This is a genomic window from Microbispora sp. CA-102843 (assembly GCF_050936215.1).
Lineage (GTDB): Bacteria > Actinomycetota > Actinomycetes > Streptosporangiales > Streptosporangiaceae > Microbispora.
In genome coordinates, this window is record NZ_JBNJNF010000001.1 from 9,500,108 (window position 1) to 9,523,862 (window position 23,755).

Below are 23,755 nucleotides of genomic sequence, written 5' to 3' on the forward strand. Positions count from 1 at the left end.
GCGTCCGGGACCGCGGCGTCCGGGACCGCGGGGGCGAGGTCCGCCGCCCGGCCGTCCACGCTGCTGTCACCCACGTCCCCATCGTGCCTTCTTTAACCTTTTGATCTTGGGGTTTTCCTTCACCTCGCGACCGCTCCGATACGCTGCCTGCACGCAGAGAAGAGAAAGTGGGGCGCCCATGTCCACCGAGGACCTCGAAGCCCTGCTCCGTGTGACCTCGCCGGGCTACGTCGGCGTGGCCCCGCCCGAGGTCGCCTTCGGCACCACCGACGCGCCGGTGGGCCGCCTGATCCTCGCGGTGACCGCACGCGGCGTGCTGGCCTGCACCTACGAGGACGAGCACGACGTCTTCGCCCGGGTCTCCCGCGCCGTCGGCTCGTTCATCGGGCCCGACCCGCGCCGCCTCGACCCCCTGCGCAGGGAACTGGACGCGTACTTCACGGGCAGGCTGCGCACCTTCTCCCTCTCCGTGGACCTGCGCCTGGTCACCGGCTTCAGCCGTACGGTGATCCAGCTCATGCCGGCCGTGCCGTACGGCAACGTCACCACCTATCAGGAGATCGCCGAGCGGATCGGGCGGCCGCAGGCGCCCCGCGCGGTGGCCAACGCGCTGGCCGGCAACCCGGTCTGCCTGCTCCTGCCGTGTCATCGGGCCGTGGAGGGTCCGGGCTCGCTCGGCGGGTACGCCGGCGGCCCGGCTGCCAAGGAGCACCTGCTCCGCCTGGAAGGCGCCCTCTGACCGCCCCGGACTCCGACCGGGCGACGGCGCCGTCAGGGGCCTTTAGAAGATCACAAGTGATCCTTTAGGCGCGCCCTGCAGGCTGCTTCTCGTCGGCATACCGGACTCGTCCCGCCGCGGCTCTCCGGCCGTGGACGGGTTCTCCGGGCATGCCGCCGTTCTCAATGAAAGGTGATGAGAAGCATGTCTGCTCGTATCGACGACCTCAACGGTAACGCCGAGCTGCCGGAGGACTTCCTGGACGACATCGTCGGCGGGTTGCCCCCGCTGATGGGCCCCGAATGCGCCTGGGTGTCCTCCTCCCTCGGAGGCGGGAACGGCGACCCGATGGACGTCCGCATCTGACGGTCGAACCAGCACGGCGGCGTGACCGGGCGCCCGGTCACGCCGCCCCCTCGATGGGAAACAGCACGTTGATCTTGATTCTCAGCGCCGCGGACGACGCGTCGGTGGAGATGGTCGTCCCGCATCTGCGGGAACGCGGGGCGGAGTTCCTGTGGTGGGATCCGGGCGACTACCCGGCCGAAAGCACGATCACCTCGCGCCTCAGCGGCGGACCCTGGCGGCACACGCTGCACATCGGCGGCAGAGCGTACGACACGTCCCTGTTCAGCGCCGTCTGGAACCGCCGGCCCTCGCCGCCCCGAGCACCGGAGTCGCTGACCGACGCCGACCACCGGCGGTACGTCGAGAAGACGGCGCAGATCCTGCTGTACGGCTGGGAGGACACCGTCGACGCCCGCTGGTTCCCCGGCCGGAGCATCGACGTCATCCGGCTGCAGAACAAGCTGCTCAACCTCGCCGCTGCGGCCCGGCTGGGCTTCACCACCCCCGACACGCTCGTCACCAACGACGCCGAGCAACTCATCCCGTTCTGGGAGGAGGTGGGGGGCGAGCTGATCGCCAAGCAGGTGGAGTACGTCCCGTTCCACTTCGGCGGCGAGGAGCACGTGTTCTACACCACCCCGGTCACCCGGCGGCACCTCACTCATCGACACCGGCTCACCACCTCTCCCGTGATCCTCCAGCCGTACGTGGACAAGGCGATCGAGCTGCGGATCACGGTCGTGGGCGAGCGGGTGTTCGCCGCGGAGATCCACTCCCAGGGGTCGCGGACGACCCGGTACGACTACCGCCACTACGAGCGCAGCTTCTCGACGTACGGAATCCATCGGCTGCCGGAGGACGTGGAGCGCCGTTGCCTGGCGCTGACCGCCTCGCTCGGCCTGCCGTACGGCTGCATCGACATGATCCTCACCCCCGACGGCCGGTACGTGTACCTGGAGATCAACCCCACCGGCCAGTGGGGCTGGATCGAGTCGGCCACCGGCCTGCCCATCTCCGCGGCGATCGCCGACTGGCTCGTCGCCGCCGAACCCGGCCCCCGCCCCGAGACCCCAGTGGAAACCGCATGACCGTTCCTACCGAAGAGACCCCCTTCGCCGGCGTCCTGGCCGGGGCGGTGGAGCTGCTGCGCGGCCTGCCGCGTACGCGTGACGGCGTGGCGGCGGCGCGGCGCGCGGCCGAGAGCTGGCGGGCGGAGCACCCGGACGTGCGGGCCCAGCTCGTGACCGACGTACGGCCCGGCAGCCCCACGGTCGACTACGACCTGGTGCTCGACCACCCGGACGGCGGAACCGTGGCGCTGACCGCCCCGGCCGACGACGGCACCCCCTGGACGGTGGACCACTCCACCCACTGGGCCTCGGGACGGGTGCTGACCGTCGACGGCCAGGAGCTGCTGATCCAGAACGCGCTGCTGACGCTGCGCGCCCGCGCCAAGCGGGATCCGTCCGTGCAGGAGGAGCTGGTCGACCACTGCGTCCTGGAGGAGCTGATCGCGCGTGAGCACGAGCCGACCCGGGAGGAGCTGCAGGAGGCGTCGGACGCCTACCGGCTGCGGCGCGGGCTGCGCACCCGCGAGCAGATGCTGCGCTGGCTCGGCGAGGTCGGGCTCACCGGGGAGGCCTACGACAACCACATCCACGGGCTCGCCCTGAAGCGACGGGTGCGGGCGCGGGTCGAGCGGGAGACCGCGCGGGACTATCTGGAGCGCCACCCCGAGGAGTTCGACCAGGTCTGGGCGGTATGGGCTACGGGGAGCGCGGAGCTACTGGCCGGCCTCGCCGCGTCGGAAGACCCGTTGGCGGCTCTCGGCGCGGCGGTGCTGTCGCGGGGTGACCTCGATGTGACGGCGGCGGTCCGGGTCGCCCGCGAGCTGCCGGAACCGCTCCGGGACGCCGCGGCCGGCGAGGTCGTTGGGCCGGTGTCGTACGGCGCCGGGCACCTGTTCGGGGTCGTGCGCGAACGGCGGCCTGCGGACCTCGCGGATCCGGCGACGCTGCCGGCGGCGGGACGGGCGGGCTTCGCCGCGTTCATGGCGGCGCGCCGCGCGGCGGCCGAGATCACCTGGCACTGGCTCTGAGCGGCACAAGGCAACGCCGATGACCACGTCGTTCCCCCCGCCCGTGCCGGATCCCGACCACACCCGGCCCATGTCTCCCCGGCCCTCCGCCGGGAACTGGGAGGACCGCCGGGCGGTCCGGCCGCCGGGTCCGCCACGCGAGTCCGGCCTCCCCTCCCGGGGGCAGGAGCGCGGCGTCTTCCGGGAGGAGGCGCTGCGGCGGCACGCCGCACGGAGCCGGGAGACGCGCGTGCCGGCCCCGCTCCGCGGGCCGTCGTTCCTGGCGTTGTGGATCACGGTGGCCCTGCTGGTGGTCGCCGGAGTAGTCGTGGCGGTGCTGGCGTCGGAGGCGGCCCGGTGAGGCGTGTCCCGGTGGTGCTGCAGAACACGCCCACCGAGTGCGGCACCGCGTGCCTGTCCATGGTGCTGTCCCATCACGGCCACCGCGTCACGCTGACCGAGCTGTCGGAGCGCCTCGGTGTCGGCAGGGACGGGCTGAGCGCCCGCGCGCTTCTGCAAGGCGCCCGTGAGCATGGCCTGAAGGCGCGGGGATTCTCGCTCGATCCCGAGGACCTGGCCCGGGTGCCGCTTCCGGCCGTCGCGCACTGGGAGTTCAACCACTTCGTGGTAATCGAGCGGTGGTCGGTCGACCGGGTGGACATCGTCGATCCCGGACAGGGGCGGCGACGGCTGACCCAGGATGAGTTCTCCGCCGCCTTCACCGGGGTGCTGCTGGTCTTCGAGCCGGGGGAGGGGTTCCGGCGCGGGTCGACGTCGCTGGCGAGCGCGTGGCGGCGGGAGTTCGTGCGCACACTGCTACGGCGGCGGCGCGGCCTGCTCGTGCAGGTCATCGCGGCGTCGCTGCTGCTGCAGGTGCTTGGCCTGGCCATGCCGCTGCTGTCCGAGCTGCTGCTGGACACGGTCATCCCGCACGGCGCCTCCGGCCTGCTGCCGCTGCTCGGCGTGGGAGTGCTGCTGGCGGGGGCCGCCCAGCTCGTCCTGGCGTACCTGCGCGCGGCCCTGCTGGTGGCGGTGCGCGCCCGCGCCGACCGGGAGCTCACCGAGGGGGTGGTCTCCCACCTCGTGGCCCTGCCGTACCGGTACTTCACCCGGCGCGGCACCGGCGACCTGGTGACCCGGGCCACCAGCGTCTCGACGCTGCGCGAGCTGCTCACCGGCCAGATCGTCACCGCGCTCCTGGACGGGCCGCTCGCCGTCGGCTACCTGGCGCTGGTCTACCTGCGCGACCCCGTCTTCGGGGCGGCGCTGACAGGCGTGGTCGCGCTGCAGTCGGTGCTGCTCGCGGCCACGTCCCGCCGCGTGCACCGGCTGGCACAGCAGGAGCTCGCGGCGCTGTCGGCCTCGCAGAGCAGCCTCATCCAGACGATCAGCGGAATCGAGACGCTCAAGGCGTCGGGCGCGGAACGCAGGGCGATGGAGCAGTGGTCGTCCCACTTCGCCCGGCAGCTCGACGCGGACGTGCGCAGCGGGCTCACCCACGGCCTCCTGGAGGCCGCGCTGTCCGCGATCCGCGTGACCACCCCGCTCGGGTTGCTGTGGCTCGGGGCCTGGCGGGTGCTGGACGGGCAGCTCAGCACGGGCTCCCTGATCGCGCTCAACGCCGTCGCGCTGGCCGCGCTCACCCCGCTCGCCTCGCTGATGACCAGCCTGCAGAGCATCCAGCAGGCGGGCGCGCACTTCGACCGGCTGACCGACATCCTCGCCTCCGCCCCCGAGCCCAGCCAGGGCATCGAGGTGCTGCGCCTGCGCGGCGCGATCGAGCTACGTAACGTCGGCTTCCGGCACGACCCGCGCGGCCCGTGGATCGTGCGAGGCGTGTCGGTGACGATCCGCCCGGGACAGAAGGTCGCCCTGGTGGGACCATCCGGCTCGGGCAAGAGCACGCTGGCCCGGCTCCTGCTGGCGCTGCACATCCCGGTCGAGGGCGAGATCCGCTACGACGGCGTTCCCGCCGCCGAGCTGAACCTGAGCACGCTGCGCCGCCAGTTCGGGGTCGTCACCCAGGATGTGGCCCTGTTCAACGGCTCCATCCGGGACAACATCGCGCTCAACGACCCCGACGCGCCGCTGGAGCGGATCATGCAGGCCGCCGGGCTGGCGGCCCTGCACGACGAGATCGCGGCCATGCCCATGGGATACGAGACCATGCTGACCGACGGCGGCGGGCTGTCCGGCGGCCAGCGGCAACGCCTGGCCCTGGCCCGCGCCGTGCTGGCCCGGCCCAAGGTGCTGCTGCTGGACGAGGCCACCAGCAACCTCGACAGCGCCACCGAGGCCGCCGTCGAGGCCAACCTGGCCTGGCTCCCCCAGACCCGGATCGTCATCGCCCACCGGCTGAGCACGGTCAGGGACGCCGATCTCATCCTCGTCCTCGACTCCGGACGCATCGTGCAAGGCGGCACCCACGACCAGCTGATGGCCCAGGGCGGCACGTACGCCGCGCTCGTCGCGGCCGGCCTGCGCCAGCGATAGCCCACCTCATCCGGCTCGGCGCGATCAGCCGGCCGCGGCGACGGCACGGTCCCGCCACAGATCGAGACCCGCCCTGCCGGCGAGCCGGGCGAGCCTGGCGTGGTGCCGGGCCGCGGCGGCGTCGTCTCCCATGGCCGAGGCGAGTATCGCCAGGAACCAGTCCACCGGCCCCAGAAAGGCGATGGCGGCTCCGACCGAGATCCGTCCCTTGTAGGGCAGGAGGGCGGAGTACGTGGCCGCGCAGGCGCGGACGTCGCCGACCGCCGCCTGCGCGGCGCCCTGAAGACAGGTGAAGGTCAGCCACGACCAGTCGCGCGGCGCTGGCCGCCACCCGTCGGCGGCCGGCTCGCGGGCCTCTTCCCCTCTGCGCTGTGCTTCCCTTCCACCCTGTGCTTCCCTTCCACCCTGTCCGCACCGCAGGAGCACGCGAAGCGCCTGGTCCCCGCAGGGGTTGGTGCCGGCGACCGAGTCGATCAGGGGCTCCGCCTCGCTCATCGTCCCCCTGTCGTAGGCGAGGAGGATGCGGCCCAGGGACACGATGGATCCCGCGTACCACATGCCGATGCCTTCGGCCTGCCGGTCGAGGTCGGCGTAGAGGGCCTCGGCGTCGTCGTACCGCCCCCGGAGCGTGAGCCGCCCCGCACGCCACATCGTGTGCTGGAAGCGCGGCCAGGGCAGCGGCATGCGGGCCAGCATGGCGTCGCACCGGGCGGCCGCCTCGTCCGCTCCCGCGACGTCGAACACCTCCATACGACGGTAGGTCCACATCATCTGCGCGAGCAGCTCGAACTCGGGCGTCCGGGTCTTCTGGCCCAGCTCTTCCAGCTCCCTCGCGATCTCCCGCGCCTCCTCCGTGTAGATCGAGCTGGGGATCGACAGATAGCGGGCGTTCAGCGCACGCATCAGCAGATGCGGATCGCCGACACTTCGGGCCGTCTCGACCGCCTGCGCGGAGTAGAGGTGGCAGCGCGGGTCGTCCGACCCGTCGTACAGCTCCTGGGCCAGCCCGCCGAGCAGCCGCGCCCGCTCGGGGCCCGCGACCCCGGGCATGACGTCCAACGCGCGCTCGAACCGGTGCACGAGCTGGAGTTCGACCTCCTCGTACGGATTGCGCAGGTTCCAGATCGAGGGCGCGTCCAGCGCGGTGAGCGCCCGGGCGACCAGCACGGGCCCGCCGGCACCCGCCACCCGGTCGGCCACCCGTATCGCCCGCGCCCGTACGCTCCGGGCGGCCAGGGCGTCGCCGGCGTCGAGCAGGGCGCGGGCCTGCCGCAGCAGCAGCTCGACGTGGTCGGCCGGATCGCCGGCCGTGGCCCCGTGTGCCTCCACCGCACGGCCCCACCAGGTGGCCGCCTCCTCGTAGGCCAGGCGGAGACCCGACTGCTCGGCCATCGCGGCGGCCCAGTGCGCCGCCTCCGCGTACGCCGCGGGCCCGGCCTGGATCGCGTGATGGGCGATGACGGCGACGTCGGCTCCGGGCCGTTCGACGAACGCGTTCATCACCTGCCGGTGGATGACGGCCCTGCGCAGCGGCGGGATCTCCTGCAGCAGTGTCTCCCGCACCAGGTCGTGGGCGAAGCCCATCCGGCGCCCGGCGACGACGACGAGACCGGTGCGCACGGCCTGGTCCAGCAGGTCGTACACGGGCGCCGCCCGCACCTCGCCCACGACGCCGGGATCGAAGTCCCTGCCGATCACCGCGGCGATCCGGAGCACCTCGACGACCCCCGGATCCAGCGCCGCCAGCCGCTGGTGGATCAGGCCGGCGACCGCGTCGGGAACCGTGTCCAGCGGGCGGCCCTGCGCCAGCAGCCGGGCCGTCTCACGTACGAAGAACGGGTTGCCGCCGGTGCGCCGCGTCAGCAGGTGAGCTGTCCGCTCGTCGACCTCGGCGCCCACGGTCACGGCGATGGCCCGGATGGCCGGGGTCTCGAGGCCCGCGAGCCGGATGCGGAGCAGGTTGTATCGCGCGAATCCGGCGAGCACGTCGTCGAGCTGACCGGCCCGGGCGGTATCCCGGAACGCGGTCACCAGCGTGAGCGGGACATGCTCCGCCGAGTCGCCGACGAGCGCCGTCACATCGCGCAGCAATCCCAGGGACGCCGGGTCGGCCCACTGGAGGTCGTCCAGAATGATCACGATCGGCCGGTCCCGGGCGGCGGCGCAGAGCCACTCGGCGACGGCCTGATGACGCCGCTGACGCGCCCCGTGCGCCGATCCCTGTGCCGATCCCTGTGCCAATCCTTGTGGGACCTCCTCGTCGAGGAGCCCGGCCAGGGCCCCGGGGTCGGGAGCCGGATGGACGTGCTCCAGCGACCTCAGGACCTGGATCCACGGCCGCAGGGGCAGGGCGGTGTCGAGATCGTGGCAGCCGCCCCAGAGGGTCAGGTGTCCCCGCTCCGCGCACCGAGCCCTGAACGCCTTCAGCAGCCAGGTCTTGCCGATGCCCGGTTCCCCGGTCACCGCGATCGTGCTCACTCCGCCGCCGAGCATCGACTCCATCTCCGCGAGCTGCCGGTCGCGCCCGTGCGGCGAGCGCGCCTTTCCTGAGGCCGGCCGATCGGGCGCGGGCTCGGCGGGCCCGCCGGAGATGGTGAGGGACGGCGTGGTGAAAGGCGGGGCGATGAGAGACGGGGACTGCCGGAGGATGTCCTTCTCCAACGCCCGCAGCTGCGGGCCCGGATCGAGCCCGAGCTGATCGGCGATGTGGCTCCTGGCGCGCCGCAATGTGGCCAGCGCGTCCACCTGGCGACCGGCCCTGTAGTACGCGAGGGCCAGCAGCCACCACAGCCGTTCGCGTAGCGGATGCTCCCCGGTCTCGGCCTCCAGGTCCCGGATCACCCCCTCGGGCCGGCCCAGGTCGAGCTGTGCCTGTGCGCGGCGCTCGACGGCGACCAGGCGCAGATCGTTGAGGCGGTTCACCTCGGTGACGGCCCACAGCTCGCCCGCGAAGTCGGCGTACGGCAGGCCGCGACAGAGCCCCAGCGCCTCGTCGAGCAGCGCGAGCGCCCGGGCGGGCGGCCTGCCTTCCGCCTCGGCGACGAGCCCGCCGAACCGCAGGGCGTCGACGTCCGGGGTCGCGAGCAGATAGCCGGGGCGTTTCGCGACGAGGAGCCGGGGAGGGGTGCGCGGCGCCCGCCGCGGTTCGACGACACGACGCAGGTTCGACACGTAGACGTGGATCGACTCGAGTGCGGTCGCTGGCGGCGTGCCGTGATAGAGGTCCTCGATCAACGTCTCCGTGGAGACCACCGCGCCCGCGGCGAGCACCAGCCGGGCCAGGACGGCCCGTTGCCGCGGGCCCCCGACGCCGACCAGTGCCTCGCCGTCCCGGACTTCGAAAGGACCCAGCACCCGGAATTCCACTGCCCCCACAGCCTCTCTGATGGTGGAGGCCGGCGCGGGCCTTCCCTGGGCAGCAGTCTTGCGGTGCCGACTTGGAACTCACTTGCCTATGGGTGAGAAACCGGCGGGGTGAGAAACCAACCCGAGTGGGAAGCCGGCCGGCTCTAACGGCGCGACCGCAGGCGGCGGGCCGGGAGGGACAGCGCCACGGTCGCCAGCGCGGCGACGAGGAAAGCGGCGAGCGCGGCGTTCATCCAGGGCTGGTGGACGAACCCGAGGGCGAGGCGGACCTCGGTCCAGATCCCGTCCCACCAGCCGACCGTCGGGGTGGAGGTCACGATCCAGTACGCCGCGAACCCGAGGATCCACGGCACGACCATGAGCCAGCGGGAGGGGGCGTCCTCGGCCGTGTTCCACCGGGCGGCCCCGCCGAGCAGGAAGTAGTCCACCACGAGCACGGCGAACATCGGCACGAACACCGCCCCGATCACGCTCAGGAACGCGCCGTAGGAGTTCACGTCGGCGAACAGCGCGATCAGCGTGGTGAGCACGCCGATCACGATCGAGATCGCCCGGCGGTCCCAGCGCGGCGCGAGGTTCTGGATCGACACGGTCGTCGAGTAGACGTTCGCGAACGACTGGTCGGCCTCGCGCAGCACCAGGATGCCGAAGAACAGGACCCCGAGAGGGGCGGCCACGAACGGCTCCCACACCTTGTCCCCGTCGTTGCCGACCAGCGCGAGCGCGGCGATGCCGAGGGCCAGGCAGGCCACCTGGGCGATCGTGTATCCGGCGACCACGCCGGTGAACGCCGCGCCGCTCGACCGCGAGTGCCTGGCGTAGTCGGCGGCCATCGGCACCCACGACACCGACAACGCGATGACGTAGTCGACGGCCGGGGCGAAGGCGTCCCAGGAACCGCCCCCCACGGACGGTCCCTTGGCGAACAGGGCGACCGACAGCCAGATCATCGCGACCACCACGCCCGCCGTGACGTAGCGGCGCAGCAGCCGCAGCGAGCCGAGCGGCCGGATCGTCAGCGCGATCGTCAGCGCGCCCGCCGCGACCGCCCATACCGCGTACGGCACCGCCGTGCCGAACAGCGCCTGTGCGCCGTTGGCGATGACCCACAGCTCGAAGGCGCCCCAGCCGAGCATCTGCACGATGTTCAGCACGGTCGGGATGTACGAGAGCCGAGCCCCGAACAGGCCGCGCAGCAGCACCATCGCGGGCCGCCCCGTGCGTACGCCGGGGATCGCGGCCAGGCCGACCATGGCCGTCCCCACCAGACTGCCGACGACGGCGGCGAGCACCGCCGCGGTGAACGTGAGCGGCTTGCCGCCCAGCGGGTCGAGCAGGAACAGCGCCCCCGAGAAGCCGAGGAGGCTGACGCCGAGATTGGCCCAGAACGCCCCCTGGTCGAGCAGGCCCAGAGTCTTGGGGACCTCCCCGTCCAGGGTGAGCGGAACCTCCGCGTGCACGTCGTCGACGACGGCAGAAGTCATCACACGCTCCCTACGCCGGCATTATCCGGACAGGTTCATGCGGTCGGCGGCACGAGTTCGATCCGCCCTCTCAGCCCGGTCACGCCCGAGCTCCCGCGGGTATTGATGATGTCTTTGGGATTATGACACTACTTTGACCGTTTTCCTAAGCCGGCTCTGTCCCTACGCCACGTAGGGCGCCTGACCGGTCTCGCTCACCATCGGACGCCCGACGGCGGCCCAGGTCCGCATGCCGCCGTCCACGTTCACGGCGTCCCTGCCGATGTGGTTGAGCCACATCGCGGCGTGCGCCGACCGGCCGCCGACCCGGCAGACCACGTACACCGGCCGGTCGTGCGGCACCTCGTCCACCCGCGCCTGCAGCTCGCCGAGCGGGATGTGGACGGCGCCGGGAGCGTGGCCGGCCACCCACTCCTCGTTCTCGCGGACGTCCAGCAGGTACGCGTCCTCGGGCAGTGCGTCGGGGGCGATTTCCGGCAATGTCATGCGCCCATTCTGACGGCACACCACCGGTGCCCGGGCCCGAGCCGGGAGCTGTGACCCACGGTGATCCGAGGCCGTGCCAATGGGAGTCGACACTACCTAAACTTCCTCATCTATCCCTCAATCACATATGTTGAGGAGCGATGAGTGACGAAAGGTTGATCTACAAGTCCGAGGCCGGCCGGCGCGAGCTCCTCGACCACTACCGGAAGGTGCTGGACGGCTGGCCGGTCCCGGCCGAGCACGTGCGGGTGCCGGCGCCCGAGGGCGAGACCTACCACGCCCGTGCTCGTCATCGTCGGCGACCGTGACACCATGATCGACTCCCGCCAGACGGCGCGGCGCGTCCGTGCGTGCGTCCCGCACGCGACCGTGAAGCTGCTCCCCCAGGTCGGTCACGCCGTCTTCGGCCAGGCCGAGCCGATCGCCGAGTTCCTCCGGGCCTGACGTCCTCGCGGGCCTACTTCAGCAGGCGCGACAGCCGGCGGTCGGCCAGCGGCTTGCCGCCGGTCTGGCAGGTCGGGCAGTACTGCAGCGACGAGTCGGCGAACGACACCTCCCTGATCGTGTCGCCGCACACCTCGCACGCCTCGCCCGTACGGCCGTGCACGCGCAGGCCCGACTTCTTCTCCGACTTGAGGTCCTTGGCGGCCAGCCCTCTGGCCCGCCCGACCGCGTCCCGCAGCGTGCTCACGATCGCGTCGTGCAGGTCGGCGACCTGGCCGTCCGTCAGCGTTCCAGCGATCTTGAAGGGGGACATCTTGGCGACGTGCAGCACCTCGTCGGAGTAGGCGTTGCCGATGCCCGCGATCACCTTCTGGTCCCGCAGCAGGCCCTTGATCTGGGCGCGGCTCCCGCCCACGATCGTCTTGAGCAGGTCCGGCGTGAAGTCCTCGGCCAGCGGGTCGGGCCCGAGGCCGGCGATGCCGGGGACGTCCTCCGGATCGCGCACCACGTAGACGGCCAGGCGCTTCTGCGTGCCCGCCTCGGTCAGCTCGAACCCGGGCGCGCGGCCGTCCTCGCCGGGCGACAGCCTCACCCGGACCGCGAGCGGGCCCTTGCCCGGCCGCACCGGTTTCGCCCCGGTGAGGTCGTCACGCCAGCGCAGCCAGCCGCCGCGGGCCAGATGGGTGACGAAGTGCAGGCCGTCGCAGTCGACGTCGAGGAACTTGCCGTGCCGCGCCACGCCGGTCACGAGCAGCCCGGCGAGCGCGGTGACGGGCGGGTCGACGGTCTTGAGCGCCTGGAAGGCGGTCACGTCGACCCCGACGACGGCATCGCCGACGGCGTGCTCGCGGAGGAACTCGGCGAGCGCCTCGACCTCGGGCAGCTCCGGCATGCCCTCACACTAACCCGGCCGGTTAAGGGACGTCCCAGAACGCGAGTTCGTGTTCCATGCCCCGGACGAACAGCTCCCGGGCACGCGCCGGGTCCGGAGCCGCCTCGTCGATCATGACGGCGATGCGCGCGGCGAGGGCGGCGAAACCGGGGTCGGCGTAGGTGTCCACCCAGGCCCGGTAGCGCGGCTCGGCGGGCGGGTCGGCGGCCAGGAGGCGGCCGAGCGTCGAGTAGCCCCACATGCAGGGGTACAGGGCCGCCAGCCCCTCGCCGTAGTCCGCCGCGGACTCCAGCAGGAACGCGGTGTACGCCGCGCAGGCGGGGCCCTTCACCGCCCCGTCCAGGTCGGCGCCGAACTCCGCCGACAGCGACCGGTGCAGGTCGAGCTCGTCGTGCCACGTCGCGTACGCCAGGTCGACCAGGTCGCCGAGGTGCGTGTCCGGAGCCTGCCAGGCCAGCCGCGAGAACACCCGGACGTAGTCGAGCAGGTACAGGTAGTCCTGCTCCAGCCATGACCGGAAGACCGGCTCGGGCAGGTCGCCCGCCGCGATGCCGCGTACGGTCGGGTGCGCGAGCTGGGCGTCCAGCATCGGCCGTCCGATGGCGTGCAGGTCCGCAGAGATTCCCATAAGGGCTCATTGTGACCGCAATACGCGAGTTAGGCTCGATTCCGTGTCACTGACGATCGCCGAGGAAGTGCTGCTGCTTGCCTACCGGGAGGACACGGGCAAGCCGATCATCGGGTCCGTAGAGCTCGACTGCGCCCTGGCCGGGGCCCTGCTCGCGGAACTGACCGTACGCCGCCGGGTGGACCTCGACGACGCGAAGGTCGTGCCCGTCGATCCCACCCCGGTGGGCGACGAGGAGCTGGACGCGACGCTCACCCGCATCGCCGAGGAGCGCGGGCCGCGCAAGGCCGCCTGGTGGGTGGGCAAGCTCCGCGCGGGCAGGCTGCGCAAGCGGCTGCTGACCCGTCTGGCCGCCCGTGGCGTGCTGAGCGAGCAGGAGGGCAAGGTCCTGGGGATCTTCCCCACCACGCGCTATCCGGAGCGCGACCCGAGCCACGAGCAGGGCGTGCGGGAGCGCGTCCAGAACGTGCTGGCCGGAGCCGAGCCGGACGAGCGGACGGCGGTCCTGATCGCGGTCATGCACGCGGCCAAGCTCGACCGCAAGGCGTTCCCCGACGCGCCGAAGGACCGGATCAAGGAGATCGCCGAGGGTCAGTGGACCGCTGAGGCGGTCCGCAAGACGATCGCCTCGATCCATGCCGCCGTGACCGCGGCCACGACCGCCGCGGCCGTCGCCGCCACCGCCGGAAGCTGACCCCCTGCCGCTCGTGCCGCGCCCGCCCGAGCGGGCGCCTGGCGATCCCCGTGCGAACCGCCCGGGAGCTCGGGGCTACTTGGTGATGACGTCCTTCGGGATCTGCTTGTCGGCGGCGAGCGCCTCGAACAGGCGCAGCGCCTTCTGGGTGTCCCACTTGACCACCGCCTGGCCGTCGATCGTCGGCAGCGAGCCGATCGGCACGGCGGTGGCGAGGGGCCCCTCGCGCATGGCCAGGCCGACCGACAGCAGGTCGAACAGGCCGGTGCCGGGGTCGACGGAGACCGAGTCGGCCGCGCTCAGCGCCAGCGGGACCGAGGTGAACGGGTTGATCAGCGTGCCCGGGCTCGCGGCCTTCTGCACGACGGCGGCGAAGAACTGGCGCTGCCGCTGGGTGCGCTCGAAGTCCGGGATGGCGCCGGTGGCCCGGGTGCGCACGTAGCCGAGCGCGGTGCCGCCGTCCATGTCCTGGCAGCCCTTCTTCAGGTTGATCCCGGCCTTCGGATCCTTGATGTCCTGCTTCACGCAGATGTTGACCCCGCCGATCGCGTCCACGATGCCGACGAAACCGCCGAAGCCGATCTCCATGTAGTGGTCGATCCGGATGCCGGTCACCCGCTCGACCGTCTTGGTCAGCAGCTTCGGGCCGCCGTAGGCGTAGGCCGCGTTCAGCTTGCCGCTGCCGTGCCCCTCGATCGGGACGTACGAGTCACGGGGCAGGCTGACCAGGGTGGGCCGGCCGCTCCCGGGGATGTGCAGCAGCATCATCGTGTCGGTGCGCTTGCCGACCGCCTTTCCGGTGGCGAGCTTCCTGCGCTGCGCCGCCGTCAGGCCCGCCCGGCTGTCGGACCCGACCAGCAACCAGTCCTCGCCCGGCGTCTCGGCCGGCCGCCCGTTGTAGTCGGTCAGCGACTCGACCGGCCGGAGCCGGGAGCCGATCCAGAAATATCCGGCGACGGCGGCGACGAGCAGGAGCACGACCACCACCACGACGACCCGCAGGATGATCCTGCCGGTGCGCCGCGGCCCGCGGCCGCCGCCGCGCACGGCCCCCTCGCGGCCCCTCGGCCCGCCGCCACCGCCGTCCGGGGCGCTTCCCTGGTCCCCGGCCTCGTGCCTGCTCCCGCCGAGCGGGCGGACCGGGGTGCTGCCGGAACGCGGCTTGCCGTACACCTTGGACCGGGCGCGGGGGACCGTGTCCTCCCTGCCGGACCGCGCCGGAGCCGCCGGCTGAGGCTGTGCCGTACGGGGCGGGGCAACCGGGGGCTGTGCTGCCGGGGGTTGGGCCGCACGCCGATAGGCGCGGGTCGCCTCGTCCTCGTCGGCCACGTGAACCCCCAGCCCTCAGCGTCTTGCGACTGCTTTGACCGCAGCGGCCGAAGTCTTTGCCGATGCGTCCCCTTCTTCACGGTACCCAGACGCCCTCTAAGCAGTCAGTAAAGGCTGCCGGGAAACTCAGGAGAGATTCCAGCCGTTACGGTGGTATACCACCACGCGAAAGGATCGTCGTGTCCGTTTCGGACCCCTGGAGTACCTGCCCGTGCACAGGCACGGGATCTCATGATCGCACGGCGGGCGCCCGATGAGCGCCGCCCTCGGCCTCCTGGCCATCCTCCTTCTCACCCTGGCCACCGGATTCTTCGTGGCGCAGGAGTTTGCCTTCGTGGCCGCCGACCGCGGCGCCCTCCGCGAGCAGGCGGCGGCCGGTGACGGCGCCGCGCGCCGGGCCCTCGACATCACCGGACGCCTGTCGTTCATGCTCTCCGGCGCGCAGCTCGGGATCACCGTCACCACCCTGCTGGTGGGCTTCATCGCCCAGCCCGCGATCGCCGGCGTGCTGCGCGGCCCCCTCGAGGCCGCCGGACTGCCCGGCTCGGCCGTCCCCGGTGTCGCGGTGGCCCTCGGCGTCGCGATCGCCACGGTCGTGCAGATGATCCTCGGCGAGCTGGCCCCCAAGAACCTCGGCATCGCGCGGCCCGAGGACGTCGCGAAGTTCCTCTCCCGCCCGACGCACGTCTATCTCGCGGTCGCCGGGCCGGTCATCCGCATGTTCGACGCCGCGGCCACCCGGCTCGTGCGCCTGTTCGGCATCGAGCCCGTGGAGGAGCTCGAACACGGCGCCACCCCCGAGGAGCTGTCGCGCATCGTGACGGAGTCGGCCGCGGCCGGCGAGCTGCCGCCCCGGCTGGCCGACATGCTGGAGCGCGCGCTGGAGTTCGGTGACCGCACCGCCGAGGACGTCATGGTCCCCCGCCCGCGCGTGGTCTCGCTGCGCGCCGAGTGGCCGGTCGCCGAACTCCTCGACGCCCTGCGCACGCACGGCCACTCCCGCTACCCGGTCCTGGGCACCGACGCCGACGACGTCGTCGGGGTCGCCGGGCTGCCCGAGTATCTGAAGGCGGGCTCTCCCTCCGGCGGGCTCGTCGGCGGCATCACCCGCGCGCCGCTGCTGGTCCCCGCGACCCTGCCGCTGCCCGAGCTGCTGCGGCGGATGACCTCCGCCCGCGAGACGTTCACCTGCGTGATCGACGAGTACGGCGGGCTGGCCGGCGTGGTGACGCTGGAGGACCTGGCCGAGGAGCTCGTCGGCGAGCTGGTGGACGAGAACGACCCGGAACCGCTCGGCGTCGTACGGCACGGCGACGGTGTCTGGGACGTGCCGGGCACCCTCCGCCTCGACGAGGTCGAGCGCGCGACCCGCGTCCGGCTGCCCGAGAGCGAGGACTACGAGACCGTGGCCGGCCTCGTCCTCGCGCTCCTCGGCCGGATGGCCGAGCCCGGCGACCAGGTCGTCTCCCCCCTCGTGCCCGAGCCCCATCTCTTCGACGACGGGGACGACGACGACGCCGAGCGGGCCGTGCTCACGGTCCTGAGCGTGCGCCGCCGTGTCCCCGAGTGGGTGCGGGTGTCGACGGATGCCCTGGCCGAGGCGCCGGTGGAGGCGGAGGAGCTGCCGGAGCGGGAGAAGGCCCGCGCCGGCGCCCGCGGCTCCGGCGGCGCCGGCTACGGCCCCGAGCTGTTCTCCGCGCTGTTCCAGGGCAGGCCGGCATGAGTTCTCTCACCGGCGTTCTGCTCGGCATCGTCCTGCTCGCCGCCAACGGGTTCTTCGTGGCGGCCGAGTTCGCCCTGGTCTCCGCCCGCCGCCACCGGCTGGAGGAGGTCGCCGTCAGCGGCGGCCGGCTGGCCAAGGTCACGGCCCGCGCGGCGGTCAGGGGCGGGCGCGAGCTGTCGCTCATGCTCGCCGGGGCGCAGCTCGGCATCACACTGGCCTCCCTGGGCCTCGGCATGGTCGCCGAGCCCTCCATCGAGCATCTGATGGAGCCGGTGCTCACGCTGCTGCCCGAGTCGCTGCGCACGCCCGTGGCGTACGTCGTGGCGCTCGCCCTGGTGACGTTCCTCCACATGGTCGTCGGCGAGATGGCGCCCAAGTCGCTGGCGCTCACGCACCCCGAGCGCGCCGCGATGGGGCTGGCGCTGCCGTTCCGCGGCTTCGCCTGGATCGTCCGCCCGATCCTGGCCGTGCTGAACGCGCTGACCAACGGCATCCTGCGGCTGGCCGGCGTGCGGCCCCGGGACGAGCTGGCCACCACCCGCACGCCCCGCCAGCTCGCCATGCTGGTCGCGGAGTCGGGCCGGATGGGCATGCTCGACCGCGACGAGCACGACCTGCTCACCCGCGCGCTGCGGGTCCACTCCCAGCCGGTGGAGCGGCTGATGGTGCCCGTCGGCGAGGCGTCCTCGGTGCCCGCGACCGCCGACGACCTGCTCGTACGCCGCACGGCCGCGCGCGGCGGGAGCCTGCGCATGCTGGTCGTCACCCCGGACGACGTGGTCGGCGTGCTCCACGTGCGTGACGCGGTCCTCCAGCCGGGACGCAGGGCCGGCGAGCTGGCGACCCCCGCCCCCCGCATGGCGAAGGACACCACGGTCTCCGACGCCGTGACCCTGCTGCAGGAGGCCCACGCGCAGCTCGGGCTCGTCACGGACGCCGGCGGCACGCCCGTCGGTGTGATCGATCTCACCACTCTGGTCGGCGAACTGCTCGTCGCCTGACGACGGGAGCGGCGCGCCCGTTACGGGAGCGGGCGCGCCGGCCCGCGTCACGGCCCGCCCTGCTGCCTGCGACCTTCACGGAAAATCTCCCATCCCGAGACGTTTTCACTCACGAACTGGGACAGAAGGTAAAGGTCGTCGCCTGCAAGCGCGGGGAAAGTGGTTTGAAAGGCGGCTTCCTGAGAATGTGCAGTGCGCGGCGGGGGACCCGATCTTCGGGGCCCCCGCCGCGACATCGCCATGAGGGCCCGTGCCGTACGGGCTGTGAGGGGAGGCCGGACGTGGAAGCTTCGCTTGCGACCAGGCGAGGCTGCCCATCTGCCCGGGGATCGCTCGTTCCCCTGGGCGGGGCAAAGAAAAAACCCCGCCGGGTGGAAGATTTCCTTCCGACCAGACAAGGCCTCTCATCTGCCCGGGGGTTCCAGGGGGTTGCCCCCCTGGGCGGCACAAAGAGAAAGCCTCGCGGGAAGGAAGCTTTGCTTCCGACCACACGAGGCTGCTTTCTGGTGGGCAAGGGGGGAGTTGAACCCCCACGTCCTTTCGGACACACGGACCTGAACCGTGCGCGTCTGCCATTCCGCCACTTGCCCTTGCGGTTGGCCCCCATCTCTGGGTGCCTGGAAAGGTTAGCACGTATCCGCCCGTGCTTACGAACCCGGATACGATCCCTCTAACGACGATGCGAAGGAGCTCAGTGCAGCACCGGAGCGGTCGCGACCGTAGTGGCAATGGAAGGGAGGTATCCGGTGGGAGTCCTTCAGCGCTTCGAGCGCAGGCTCGAAGGGTTGGTTGAAGGGGCCTTCGCGCGGGCGTTCAAGTCCGACCTCCAGCCGGTCGAGGTTGCCAGCGCCGTGCAGAGGGAGATGGACGAGCGCGCCGCGATCGTCGCTCAGGGTCGCACGCTCGTGCCGAACGACTTCGTGGTGGAGCTGTCGACGACCGACAGCGAGCGGCTGGACGTGTACGCCGACAGCATCAGCCACGAGCTCGCCACTCTCGCACGGGAGTACGCCAAGGAGCAGGGCTACTCGTTCGTCGGGCCGGTGCGGGTCCGTTTCGAGACCGCCGACGACCTCGCCGTCGGGCTCTTCCGCATCCGGTCGGGTGTGATCCGGGGCGCCACGGTCGAGCAGGACGAGATCCGTCAGCCGCCGAGCGACCTGCCCGCCAGCCGTCCCAGCGCGTTCCAGGGCCGCCCCCGGCTGCTCGTCTCCACCCAGGACGACCCCCAGGGCCAGCGCTCGTACGAACTGACCACACCGGTCACTTTGCTGGGTCGCGGAACCGATTGTGATCTTCGGCTGGTGGATCCCGGCGTATCACGGCATCATGCCGAGCTAAGAGTGGAAGGGCCGCAGGTCGTGCTCGTGGACCTGGGGTCGACCAACGGCACCTTCATCAACGGCCAGCCGGTCCGCAGGGTCGAGATGCAGGACGGGACGAGGGTGACCCTCGGCCGCACGACACTGGTGTTCAGGCGCGATTAGAGGTAGACAAACGGTCCATGTCCGAGCTAACGCTGCTGCTGATCCGGCTCGCCTTCCTGGCGGTGCTGTGGTTCTTCGTGATCGCCGCGGTCGGCGTCATCCGGACAGACCTGTTCGGTCCGCGTACGGCTCCCGCGCCCGCACGCAAACCGGTCAAGCAGCCCCGACCGGTTTCCAAGCCCAAGAAGGGCGAACCCCGCCAGCTGATCGTCACCGGTGGTCCCCTGCAAGGGACCATCATCAACCTCACGGAGACGCCAATCACCATCGGCCGGGCGAACGACGCCACGCTGGTTCTCAGCGACGACTACGCTTCGAGCCGGCACGCCCGGCTCTTTCCCCAGGACGGCCAGTGGATCGTGGAGGATCTCGGCTCCACGAACGGCACGTACCTCGAACGCTCGAAAGTGACCCGCCCGACCCCGGTGCCCCTCGGAGTTCCGATCCGCATCGGCAAGACCGTCATCGAATTGCGCAAATGACCATCGCACTCCGCTACGCCGCTCGCTCGGACGTCGGGCTCCTCCGTGAAGGCAACGAGGACTCGGCGTACGCCAGCGGCCGCCTGCTTGCCGTCGCGGACGGCATGGGCGGGCATGCCCACGGCGAGGTGGCCAGCTCGGTCGCCATCGCCGCAATGTCGTCCCTCGACCGGGACGCCTTCGGCGATGACCTGCTCAGCGCCATCGAGGCGGCGGTCCGGGACGCCAACCACCAACTGCACGCGATGGTGGCCCGGGACCCCAGCCTGAAGGGCATGGGCACCACCCTCACCGCGATGCTCTGGAGCGGCTCACGCTTCGCCCTGGTCCATGTGGGCGACTCCCGCGCGTACCTGCTCAGGAACGGCGAGCTGTACCAGATCACGCACGACCACACGCTGGTGCAGTCGTTGGTGGACGACGGACGGATCACCCAGGAGGAGGCCGCCAACCATCCCCAGCGCTCGATCCTGCTACGGGCGCTGGACGGGAGCGGCGAGGTCGATCCCGACCTGCAGGACCGGGAGGCCCAGGTGGGCGACCGTTACCTGCTGTGCTCGGACGGCCTGTCCACGGTGGTCAGCGCCGAGACCCTGCACCACACCCTGACCACGATCGACGATCCCGAGGACGTCGTCCGGCAGCTCATCGACCTCGCCAACCGGGGCGGCGGGCCGGACAACATCACCTGCGTGCTCGCCGACGTGATCGAGGTGGACGACCTGCAGCCGCCCCTGGGGGCGGCGGCGGTCGTGGGTGCGGCCGGCTCGGGCCGGGTCCGCTCGGCGCCGCCCGACACCCCCGCCGGCCGGGCCGCCACGGTCACCGCGCCCCAACCCGTGCTCACCGACGACGACCTGGACGACGAACCCGTGCGCGAGGCCCAGTCCTCCGCACGGCGTTCGCGCAAAGGCCGATCGGGACCGAAGGTGGCCGTCGGGGTGCTGGTCGTCGCCGCCGCGCTCGGAGTCGGCGGCTATTTCGGCTACCAGTGGACCCAGAGCCAGTTCTACATAGGCACCAAGGGGGACGAGCTGGTCGTCTTCCAGGGCGTCGACGCGGAGGTCGGGCCGGTGTCCTTCAAGAAGGTCGCCTACACCGACCACGTACTCGTCTCGTCGCTGCCGGCGGTGCAGCAGGACCAGGTCCGCAGCGGCATCCCGGTCGACGACCTGCAGGCCGGGATAACCAGGATCAAGAGCTTCGGCGACTCGGCGACGCCCACGTCGGACGCCAAGTCGACGCCGACCCCCACGAGGTCCAGTAAGTGACTGCTGTCGAAGCCACGCCCGTACCGATGACCGCGAAGAGGCGCGGCGCCCAGCTGGGCATGCTCGCCTTCGCCGTGCTGATCGTGATGGGCGCCTACGCCAGCGTCGGGCTCGGGATCAACGGCAAGGTCCCGTCCGGCATGCTCGGCTACGGCCTCGGCCTCGGCGGTCTGATGCTCGCGGCCTACCTGGTGCTCGCCAAGTGGGCACCGTGGGCCGACCCCCTTCTGCTTCCCCTCGTGACGCTGGTCAACGGCATCGGCCTGGTGATGATCTACCGGATCGAGCTGGCCGGCGAGAATCTCGCCTCGGCGGCGAACCAGCTCATGTGGACGGCGCTCGGCGTGGTGATGTTCTCCGCGACCCTGATCGCGTTGAGGGACCACCGCGTCTTGCAGCGCTTCACCTACACCGCCGGCTTCGCCGGCATCGCACTGCTGGTGCTGCCCATGCTGCCCTTCATCGGCAGGGAGATCAACGGAGCGCGCATCTGGGTCGGCATCGGCCCCTTCAGCATCCAGCCCGCCGAGTTCGCCAAGCTGGCCCTGGTCATCTTCTTCGCGGGATACCTGGTCGCCAAACGCGATGTGCTGGCCCTGGCAGGCCGCCGCCTGCTGTTCATCGACCTGCCTCGGGCACGCGACCTCGGTCCCGTCCTCATCACCTGGGGGATCAGCCTCGGCGTCCTGGTCCTGCAGAAGGACCTCGGCAGCTCGCTGTTGCTGTTCGGCGCGTTCATCGCGATGCTCTACATCGCGACCCAGCGCACCTCGTGGGTGTTCATCGGCATCCTGCTGTTCGTCGGCGGCGCCTTCGTCGCCGGGCAGGTCTTCAGTCATGTCGAGGCCCGCTTCAACGTCTGGCTGCACGCCGAGGACCCCACGCTGTACGACGCCGTGGGCGGCAGCGCCCAGCTCATGCAGGGCCAGTTCGCGATGGGCTCGGGAGGCATCCTCGGCACCGGGCTCGGCCGGGGCTACCCGTACAAGATCCCGCTGTCGTTCTCCGACTTCATCTTTCCGTCCGTGGGCGAGGAACTCGGCCTCACGGGCCTGATGGCCATCCTCATGATCTACGCACTGATCGTCGAGCGAGGGTTGCGCACGGCGCTGGCTGCCCGCGACCCGTTCACCAAGCTGCTCGCGGGCGGCCTGTCGTTCATCCTCGCCTGGCAGATCTTCATCATCGTCGGCGGAGTGACCCGGCTCATCCCGCTGACAGGTCTCGTGACGCCGTTCATGTCCGCCGGAGGCTCGGCGCTGCTGGCCAACTGGATGCTCATCGCCCTGCTCGTACGGATGTCCGACGCGGCCCGCCGACCGCCGCCGCAGGCGATCCAGGACGAGGGAATGACGCAGGTGATGCAGCGATGAACAGCCCTCTCAAGCGTGTCGCCGTGGCCTGCCTGGTCATGTTCGGCCTGCTCATGGCCAACGTGACCTACCTCGGCGCGGTGCGGGCCGAGGGGTTGCGCAACGACTCCCGGAACGTGCGCATGTTGTACGGCCGCTACAACATCGACCGCGGCTGGATCACGGCCGACAACGGCAAGACGACGCTGGCCAAGACGGTGGACACCGGAGACCCCAAGTTCCGGTTCGAGCGGGAGTATCCGCTCGGCAAGCCGTTCACGCATGTGGTCGGCTGGTTCGCGCCGGAGAGCGCCTCGGGCATCGAGGCCGCGATGAGCCGTTACCTCGACGGCAGCCACCCCGACATGGTCGTCCGCCGGGCCATCGACATGGTGAGCGGCAAGCCCGCCAAGGGCGCGAGCGTCGACCTCACGCTGAACACCAAGGCCCAGGAGATCGCGTACAAGGACCTGGCCGGCACCGGCAAGCGCGGCGCGGTCGTCGCGCTCGAGCCCAAGACCGGCAAGATCCTCGCGATGGTGTCGGTGCCGTCGTACGACCCGAACCCGCTGGCCAAGGCGAACAAGGACACCGTCAACAAGGCGTACAACAAGCTGGACAAGGACGACAACAAGCCGCTGCTCAACCGGGCCATCGACCTGACGTTCGCCCCGGGGTCCACGTTCAAGACGGTCACCTCGGCGGCCTACCTCAGCGACGACACCTCCCGTGACGAGAACACGCAGGTCAACGCGCCCGACTCGCTGCCGCTGCCGGGCACGAGCATCTCGCTGCCCAACTACCACGGCGAGTCGTGCGGCGGCCGGGCGACCCTGGTGCAGGCGCTCACCATCTCGTGCAACACGCCGTTCGCCATCATGGGGATGGACGTCGGCTACGACAAGCTCAAGGAGCAGGCCGGGAAGTTCGGGGTCGGCCAGCCGCTGGAGATCCCCCTCAACGTCGCGGCCAGCAACATCGGCCCGGACGAGGGCAAGGCGGCCCTCGCCAAGACCGCGATCGGCCAGCAGAGCAACCAGATGACCCCGCTGCAGATGGCGATGGTCGCGGCCGGCATCGCCAACCAGGGCACGGTCATGAAGCCGTACCTGGTCAACAAGATCATGGGACCGGACAGCGCGGAGATCGACGGGACCGACCCCGAGAAGCTGGACGAGGCCGTCACCCCCGAGGTGGCCGGCGAGCTGACCAAGATGATGATCGGCGTGATCGAGCACGGCACCGGCGGCGCGGCCAAGCTCCCCGGCATCACCGTGGCGGGCAAGACGGGCACGGCGGAGACGTTGCCGGGCAAGCCGTCGCACGCGTGGTTCATCTCCTTCGCCCCGGTGGAGGACCCGAAGGTCGCCGTGGCGGTCTTCGTGGAGTCCGGCAGCGCCGGCAACGACGCCACCGGCGGTGCGGTGGCCGCGCCGATCGCCCACGACGTCATGCAGGCGGTGCTCGGGCGGTGACCGAC

22 protein-coding genes, 1 tRNA gene and 1 riboswitch are annotated in these 23,755 nt (G+C 71.4%); of the genes, 16 read left to right on the forward strand and 7 right to left on the reverse strand.

Annotation, left to right across the window (positions count from 1 at the left end; all coding sequences use genetic code 11):
* Positions 1 to 178 precede the first annotated feature (178 nt).
* The 6 genes from ACQEVJ_RS44355 (at position 179) to ACQEVJ_RS44380 (ending at position 5,636) form a co-directional block, all read left to right on the forward strand.
* Complete coding sequence (locus tag ACQEVJ_RS44355) at positions 179 to 739, forward strand: methylated-DNA--[protein]-cysteine S-methyltransferase (RefSeq protein ID WP_433111596.1); 561 nt, start codon at positions 179 to 181, stop codon at positions 737 to 739.
* Positions 740 to 922: 183 nt separating this feature from the next.
* On the forward strand, positions 923 to 1,084 hold the full coding sequence (locus tag ACQEVJ_RS44360) for a hypothetical protein (protein ID WP_433111599.1): 162 nt from the start codon (positions 923 to 925) through the stop codon (positions 1,082 to 1,084).
* Between the two features lie 68 nt (positions 1,085 to 1,152).
* Complete coding sequence (locus ACQEVJ_RS44365) at positions 1,153 to 2,154, forward strand: MvdC/MvdD family ATP grasp protein (protein ID WP_433111602.1); 1,002 nt, start codon at positions 1,153 to 1,155, stop codon at positions 2,152 to 2,154.
* Complete coding sequence (locus ACQEVJ_RS44370; RefSeq protein ID WP_433111605.1) at positions 2,151 to 3,164, forward strand: TIGR04500 family putative peptide maturation system protein; 1,014 nt, start codon at positions 2,151 to 2,153, stop codon at positions 3,162 to 3,164. The genes ACQEVJ_RS44365 and ACQEVJ_RS44370 overlap by 4 nt, the downstream gene beginning before the upstream one ends.
* A gap of 19 nt (positions 3,165 to 3,183) precedes the next feature.
* Complete coding sequence (locus tag ACQEVJ_RS44375; protein ID WP_433111607.1) at positions 3,184 to 3,504, forward strand: hypothetical protein; 321 nt, start codon at positions 3,184 to 3,186, stop codon at positions 3,502 to 3,504.
* Positions 3,501 to 5,636: a peptidase domain-containing ABC transporter gene (locus ACQEVJ_RS44380; protein WP_433111610.1), complete on the forward strand. Its 2,136-nt coding sequence runs from the start codon at positions 3,501 to 3,503 to the stop codon at positions 5,634 to 5,636. Before ACQEVJ_RS44375 ends, ACQEVJ_RS44380 begins: the two co-directional genes overlap by 4 nt.
* A gap of 24 nt (positions 5,637 to 5,660) precedes the next feature.
* Here the strand turns inward: ACQEVJ_RS44380 and ACQEVJ_RS44385 are convergent, their stop codons facing one another.
* From ACQEVJ_RS44385 to ACQEVJ_RS44395, 3 genes are all read right to left on the reverse strand, one after another.
* Positions 5,661 to 8,990, reverse strand: a complete 3,330-nt coding sequence (locus ACQEVJ_RS44385) for a BTAD domain-containing putative transcriptional regulator (RefSeq protein WP_433111613.1) — start codon at positions 8,988 to 8,990, stop codon at positions 5,661 to 5,663.
* 155 nt (positions 8,991 to 9,145) lie between these two features.
* Entirely contained in the window at positions 9,146 to 10,486 is a 1,341-nt protein-coding gene (locus ACQEVJ_RS44390) for a purine-cytosine permease family protein (RefSeq protein ID WP_433111616.1), read from the reverse strand.
* A riboswitch (TPP riboswitch) is annotated at positions 10,477 to 10,593 on the reverse strand. (Overlaps the previous gene by 10 nt.)
* A 55-nt stretch (positions 10,594 to 10,648) precedes the next feature.
* The gene (locus ACQEVJ_RS44395) at positions 10,649 to 10,972 is read right to left on the reverse strand and encodes a rhodanese-like domain-containing protein (RefSeq protein ID WP_433111619.1); all 324 of its coding nucleotides are present in this window, start codon (positions 10,970 to 10,972) and stop codon (positions 10,649 to 10,651) included.
* A 140-nt stretch (positions 10,973 to 11,112) separates the two neighbouring features.
* On the opposite strand from ACQEVJ_RS44395, the gene ACQEVJ_RS44400 reads away from it, so the two are divergent.
* Complete coding sequence (locus ACQEVJ_RS44400; protein WP_433111622.1) at positions 11,113 to 11,280, forward strand: hypothetical protein; 168 nt, start codon at positions 11,113 to 11,115, stop codon at positions 11,278 to 11,280.
* A 4-nt stretch (positions 11,281 to 11,284) separates the two neighbouring features.
* Entirely contained in the window at positions 11,285 to 11,416 is a 132-nt protein-coding gene (locus ACQEVJ_RS44405; protein ID WP_433111625.1) for a hypothetical protein, read from the forward strand.
* A 13-nt stretch (positions 11,417 to 11,429) separates the two neighbouring features.
* Here the strand turns inward: ACQEVJ_RS44405 and ACQEVJ_RS44410 are convergent, their stop codons facing one another.
* Together ACQEVJ_RS44410 and ACQEVJ_RS44415 are read right to left on the reverse strand one after the other, a co-directional pair.
* Entirely contained in the window at positions 11,430 to 12,308 is an 879-nt protein-coding gene (locus tag ACQEVJ_RS44410) for an Fpg/Nei family DNA glycosylase (RefSeq protein ID WP_433111627.1), read from the reverse strand.
* A 22-nt stretch (positions 12,309 to 12,330) separates the two neighbouring features.
* Positions 12,331 to 12,936 (reverse strand): TenA family protein, encoded by a 606-nt coding sequence (locus ACQEVJ_RS44415; RefSeq protein ID WP_433111630.1) that lies wholly within the window; start codon positions 12,934 to 12,936, stop codon positions 12,331 to 12,333.
* Between the two features lie 43 nt (positions 12,937 to 12,979).
* On the opposite strand from ACQEVJ_RS44415, the gene ACQEVJ_RS44420 reads away from it, so the two are divergent.
* Positions 12,980 to 13,630 (forward strand): GOLPH3/VPS74 family protein, encoded by a 651-nt coding sequence (locus tag ACQEVJ_RS44420; RefSeq protein WP_433111633.1) that lies wholly within the window; start codon positions 12,980 to 12,982, stop codon positions 13,628 to 13,630.
* Between the two features lie 75 nt (positions 13,631 to 13,705).
* Here the strand turns inward: ACQEVJ_RS44420 and ACQEVJ_RS44425 are convergent, their stop codons facing one another.
* Complete coding sequence (locus ACQEVJ_RS44425) at positions 13,706 to 14,959, reverse strand: LCP family protein (RefSeq protein ID WP_433111636.1); 1,254 nt, start codon at positions 14,957 to 14,959, stop codon at positions 13,706 to 13,708.
* Positions 14,960 to 15,212: 253 nt separating this feature from the next.
* Here ACQEVJ_RS44425 and ACQEVJ_RS44430 point away from each other — a divergent pair, with 253 nt between their 5' ends.
* Both ACQEVJ_RS44430 and ACQEVJ_RS44435 read left to right on the forward strand, forming a co-directional pair.
* On the forward strand, positions 15,213 to 16,682 hold the full coding sequence (locus ACQEVJ_RS44430; protein WP_433111639.1) for a hemolysin family protein: 1,470 nt from the start codon (positions 15,213 to 15,215) through the stop codon (positions 16,680 to 16,682).
* Positions 16,679 to 17,683 carry a hemolysin family protein gene (locus tag ACQEVJ_RS44435; RefSeq protein WP_433111642.1) on the forward strand — a complete coding sequence of 335 codons (1,005 nt, stop codon included), beginning with the start codon at positions 16,679 to 16,681 and terminating at the stop codon, positions 17,681 to 17,683. The genes ACQEVJ_RS44430 and ACQEVJ_RS44435 overlap by 4 nt, the downstream gene beginning before the upstream one ends.
* 504 nt (positions 17,684 to 18,187) lie before the next feature.
* On the opposite strand, the gene ACQEVJ_RS44440 is transcribed toward ACQEVJ_RS44435, so the two are convergent.
* Positions 18,188 to 18,273: transfer RNA gene (locus tag ACQEVJ_RS44440), tRNA-Leu, on the reverse strand.
* 156 nt (positions 18,274 to 18,429) lie between these two features.
* Between ACQEVJ_RS44440 and ACQEVJ_RS44445 the strand changes: the two genes are divergently transcribed.
* The 5 genes from ACQEVJ_RS44445 to ACQEVJ_RS44465 are packed head-to-tail and all read left to right on the forward strand — an operon-like array spanning position 18,430 to position 23,750.
* Positions 18,430 to 19,170: an FhaA domain-containing protein gene (locus tag ACQEVJ_RS44445; RefSeq protein WP_433111645.1), complete on the forward strand. Its 741-nt coding sequence runs from the start codon at positions 18,430 to 18,432 to the stop codon at positions 19,168 to 19,170.
* Positions 19,171 to 19,187: 17 nt separating this feature from the next.
* Entirely contained in the window at positions 19,188 to 19,652 is a 465-nt protein-coding gene (locus tag ACQEVJ_RS44450; RefSeq protein WP_079313436.1) for an FHA domain-containing protein FhaB/FipA, read from the forward strand.
* Positions 19,649 to 20,923: a Stp1/IreP family PP2C-type Ser/Thr phosphatase gene (locus tag ACQEVJ_RS44455; RefSeq protein ID WP_433111649.1), complete on the forward strand. Its 1,275-nt coding sequence runs from the start codon at positions 19,649 to 19,651 to the stop codon at positions 20,921 to 20,923. The genes ACQEVJ_RS44450 and ACQEVJ_RS44455 overlap by 4 nt, the downstream gene beginning before the upstream one ends.
* A gap of 26 nt (positions 20,924 to 20,949) precedes the next feature.
* Positions 20,950 to 22,296 (forward strand): FtsW/RodA/SpoVE family cell cycle protein, encoded by a 1,347-nt coding sequence (locus tag ACQEVJ_RS44460; RefSeq protein WP_433111652.1) that lies wholly within the window; start codon positions 20,950 to 20,952, stop codon positions 22,294 to 22,296.
* Positions 22,293 to 23,750, forward strand: coding sequence for a peptidoglycan D,D-transpeptidase FtsI family protein (locus ACQEVJ_RS44465; RefSeq protein ID WP_433111655.1), 1,458 nt, complete (start codon positions 22,293 to 22,295; stop codon positions 23,748 to 23,750). Before ACQEVJ_RS44460 ends, ACQEVJ_RS44465 begins: the two co-directional genes overlap by 4 nt.
* Positions 23,751 to 23,755: the final 5 nt, after the last annotated feature.

Coding starts and splice junctions, on each gene's coding strand:
- ACQEVJ_RS44355 (WP_433111596.1), top strand. CDS start 179: ATGTCCACCGAGGACCTCGAAGCCCTGCTCCGTGTGACCTCGCCGGGC.
- ACQEVJ_RS44360 (WP_433111599.1), top strand. CDS start 923: ATGTCTGCTCGTATCGACGACCTCAACGGTAACGCCGAGCTGCCGGAG.
- ACQEVJ_RS44370 (WP_433111605.1), top strand. CDS start 2,151: ATGACCGTTCCTACCGAAGAGACCCCCTTCGCCGGCGTCCTGGCCGGG.
- ACQEVJ_RS44375 (WP_433111607.1), top strand. CDS start 3,184: ATGACCACGTCGTTCCCCCCGCCCGTGCCGGATCCCGACCACACCCGG.
- ACQEVJ_RS44390 (WP_433111616.1), bottom strand. CDS start 10,486: ATGACTTCTGCCGTCGTCGACGACGTGCACGCGGAGGTTCCGCTCACC.
- ACQEVJ_RS44395 (WP_433111619.1), bottom strand. CDS start 10,972: ATGACATTGCCGGAAATCGCCCCCGACGCACTGCCCGAGGACGCGTAC.
- ACQEVJ_RS44400 (WP_433111622.1), top strand. CDS start 11,113: ATGAGTGACGAAAGGTTGATCTACAAGTCCGAGGCCGGCCGGCGCGAG.
- ACQEVJ_RS44405 (WP_433111625.1), top strand. CDS start 11,285: ATGATCGACTCCCGCCAGACGGCGCGGCGCGTCCGTGCGTGCGTCCCG.
- ACQEVJ_RS44410 (WP_433111627.1), bottom strand. CDS start 12,308: ATGCCGGAGCTGCCCGAGGTCGAGGCGCTCGCCGAGTTCCTCCGCGAG.
- ACQEVJ_RS44415 (WP_433111630.1), bottom strand. CDS start 12,936: ATGGGAATCTCTGCGGACCTGCACGCCATCGGACGGCCGATGCTGGAC.
- ACQEVJ_RS44430 (WP_433111639.1), top strand. CDS start 15,213: ATGAGCGCCGCCCTCGGCCTCCTGGCCATCCTCCTTCTCACCCTGGCC.
- ACQEVJ_RS44435 (WP_433111642.1), top strand. CDS start 16,679: ATGAGTTCTCTCACCGGCGTTCTGCTCGGCATCGTCCTGCTCGCCGCC.
- ACQEVJ_RS44450 (WP_079313436.1), top strand. CDS start 19,188: ATGTCCGAGCTAACGCTGCTGCTGATCCGGCTCGCCTTCCTGGCGGTG.
- ACQEVJ_RS44455 (WP_433111649.1), top strand. CDS start 19,649: ATGACCATCGCACTCCGCTACGCCGCTCGCTCGGACGTCGGGCTCCTC.
- ACQEVJ_RS44460 (WP_433111652.1), top strand. CDS start 20,950: ATGACCGCGAAGAGGCGCGGCGCCCAGCTGGGCATGCTCGCCTTCGCC.
- ACQEVJ_RS44465 (WP_433111655.1), top strand. CDS start 22,293: ATGAACAGCCCTCTCAAGCGTGTCGCCGTGGCCTGCCTGGTCATGTTC.